This window comes from Oligoflexus sp., from assembly GCF_035638955.1.
Lineage (GTDB): Bacteria > Bdellovibrionota_B > Oligoflexia > Oligoflexales > Oligoflexaceae > Oligoflexus.
The window spans coordinates 1-3,005 of sequence record NZ_DASQYZ010000503.1 but is presented as its reverse complement, the minus strand read 5'-3'; the positions used below and the strand labels follow the sequence as shown (position 1 = coordinate 3,005).

Annotated in this window: 2 protein-coding genes and 1 pseudogene; 2 read left to right on the top strand and 1 reads right to left on the bottom strand. The window is 48.1% G+C overall.

Features of this window, described 5'->3' with window-relative positions; genetic code table 11:
- Positions 1 to 222: 222 nt before the first annotated feature.
- A pseudogene (locus tag VE954_RS44010) lies at positions 223 to 451 on the top strand (DDE-type integrase/transposase/recombinase); the annotation flags it as partial.
- Positions 452 to 817: 366 nt separating this feature from the next.
- The gene (locus VE954_RS41830; protein WP_324964473.1) at positions 818 to 2,248 is read left to right on the top strand and encodes an agmatine deiminase family protein; all 1,431 of its coding nucleotides are present in this window, start codon (positions 818 to 820) and stop codon (positions 2,246 to 2,248) included.
- A 520-nt stretch (positions 2,249 to 2,768) separates the two neighbouring features.
- On the opposite strand, the gene VE954_RS41825 is transcribed toward VE954_RS41830, so the two are convergent.
- A partial coding sequence (locus VE954_RS41825) for a DDE-type integrase/transposase/recombinase (protein ID WP_324964471.1) occupies positions 2,769 to 3,005 on the bottom strand: 237 nt, incomplete at its 5' end.

The window sequence follows — 3,005 nt, the reverse complement described above, 5'->3', positions numbered from 1 at the left end:
CTCTTCTCAAAAATCTGAAGTCAAAGAGATAACGATTCATAAACAGGAGCGCCGTCTCTCACGGCCCTGCTGCGGCCAGAAAATGAACTTTCTGCGAAAAAGCGAAGGAATTAAACACTGGCTCTGCCCTCCAGCCCGAATCTCAACGGCATTACAATCAAATGAAGTCCACTCATAGCCGACTGGATCAATTCGTAGGCATTCTTTCCGGGGCCCTGATATAACGACGACGCTGGAGCCGATATCGGAATTCGTCAGAACAAATATTTGAACAACATTATCGAGCAGGACCATAGGCCCATCAAACAGTTATGCAGAGCGACGCTGGGCTTTGGGAGGTTTCGAACTGCAAGGATTACAATTGGTGGTTTTGAGTCGATGAGAACAATTCGAAAACGGCAGGTCAGAGGGCAATACCTCTGCAGAGATCTTCTATTCCGTCGCTGCATGATCGTTCGCCAATCCTTGCTTCCCCTCGCTCAGCTTCTGCAAACGCAACACAATCGCAATTTTTCAGTCGCCCTGGGCCGATGATCGGATGGCCATGCGGCTCCTTTCTTTTTCATAACGATGCCTGCATCGAAACACACACCAACCAAAAGCGCTTTTTTCAAAGCCTCAGCTATTGATCGATAGGTCCTTGTGGGCTGCCAGGGCTCACCTTGAGCAATTCTTATGATCACTTTGTAAACGAGAAATAAGGTCAGCTTCTACATATTCATTAATTTGTTTGATTATGATTACAAAGCATGTAAGAAGAAATGGCTGTCCGGCTAATCAAAAACTTAAAATCGTTTCTCTAGGAAAGCAAATCATCATGAAGCATATCGACTTAGGTAAAGTCTTCGGTTTGTTGCTCTTGACTGCTTGCGGACAACAGATGCAGCAGGCCAGTAAAGTTAAGGGCCATCCGGAATACCTCAACGAAAAATACACAGCCCAAACAGGTAAAGACGATTTGCTTGTCAGACCTATAGCTGTGCCTGAATATAAGCCATCAAAAGGCGTCATAATTTCTCTAACCGTTTTAACATCATCTCAGCAGCATGCGATGGCTAAAGCTTTGCTGGATAGCGATATTGAAGCGCTCTATGTTATGGTACCGCGGTCATACGCACACAAAACTGCGGGACAAAGTCCCGATTTCAATGCTCTGAAAAGCCTGGGCGCTGACCTCAGCAAGATCGTTCTGGTCCCTGCAAAGGATTCATCCGAAAAAGTTTCAGGCGGGATCAGTGGTACCAACTATTTAACTGTATGGGCGCGTGATTGGTCACCACAACCCGCATATACGGCAGATGGTCAGCTCGTACTTCTCGATTTCAACTACTACTCAAATCGAGATGCCGACGATTCCGCCGCTCGCTCGCTGGTTGATCTATTCAATCAGGATCTACCGCTCTCCGCCGTTGTCACGAGCCCGGAAGTTGTAAGTCGTGTCAGCGTTCCAGTCTATAATGAAGGCGGCAACTTCATGAATAATGACGACGGCGACTGCCTGATGACAAGTCGTGTCACCGATGCCAATAGTCCGCAAGCCATAGCCCAAGCCGCTGCAGACAATGCTCGCAAAAAAATCACCAACGACGAAGTGATGGACAAGCAGGAAGTCATCCGCCAGTACAAAGAAAAAGCCGGCTGTAAGCGAGTGACCATTTTTCCACGAATTCCCTATGAAGGGACCGGTCACATCGATATGTGGGCCAAGTTTCTCGATAATAAAACTGTGATCGTTAACGAATTGCGCGATGAAGTCGTCAACATCGACTGGTATACCGCGGAAGAGCGCAGCAAGGCGAAAGAGGTGCAGACCTATCTGGATGCCCGTGCAGAAGACATCGAAAGCCTTGGTTTGAGAGTCATTCGCATTCCGATGCCGGCTATTATTTTCGGCTACGCGGCCTACTACAATGCAAGCAAGACCGAAATTATAGAAGTCCCAGATATCTGGCGTTCCTATACCAACTCGATCACAGTCAATGGAACCGCGATCACACCACGCTATCAAGCGATGGATGCTGATGGCTATGTTTATGACGCCGCCACCAGCAAAGTTTTAGGTACAGTGCCTCTGACGGAGGCTTATCCCGATGCAGGTCTGATCAAGAGCTATGAAGATGAAGCGCAGCGCGCCTATGAATCCGCGGGATATAAAATGAACTTCGTAACGGTCGATAACCTGATTTCGATTGGTGGTGCGATCCACTGCACGACAATGCAAATCGCGAAGAATATAAACACCTTCTAACTGTTCCCGACTATGAGAAGACCGCTCCGATGTGAGCGGTCTTAATCGATCAGGTTCAGATTCTTTGGGCCCTAGGCAATCGATGCCAGCCACCTGCTTTTCGTTAATGAAGTTGGAACCAAACTTTTGCAGCTCGAAAGCGCGAATTGTGGCCGAAAGGCCGGTCTGCGTCGGGCACGGTGATGGGATGCGCTAATCTCCTCGAACTTGAGATCGGCCGGAAGTAAGCGAAGGAGGGTGTTGCAAACTGGGCTAGCATGATCAGTCGGGTAAAAGGAGTGCCTTGGGACACTCCAATCCCCACGGAACCCATTGTGCAGATTTCCCGCAATGGGCTCTTCAATCATTGATTCACGACTCACCAAGTGCTTTGAATTCCTGTAGTGAAAACCTAATTCTTGGCTTGCAAATTGGATATTTTGACAACACCTTGTTGAATTTTTCCCAGTTTACAAAGGCTCTGTCGCAAACATTTAAAAGGGTGAAGCGAGTTTCTGAAGGAATCATCCCCCGGACGCAGTTATCCTGCAAGGGCGTAAAACTGCTCGAATGGAGTGGAACCTTGAATATCGATCTGACCTTTTTTGATCATGGCCATTATCTCAATGCCGGCAAGCGTTTTCGCGGCCGACATAAAGGTCTTGAAGCCGAGCATGGACCTTGTCCTTTGCCTCACCCGCCTGTGGTCCTGCTCGACGATATTATTGAGATACTTTACCTGCCCGAGCTCGATGTCGGTGGAATGCTCATCATTGAA

Bases quoted from the DNA above. Each gene is read 5' to 3' on its own strand.
- VE954_RS41830 (WP_324964473.1), top strand. From the start codon at position 818: ATGAAGCATATCGACTTAGGTAAAGTCTTCGGTTTGTTGCTCTTGACT.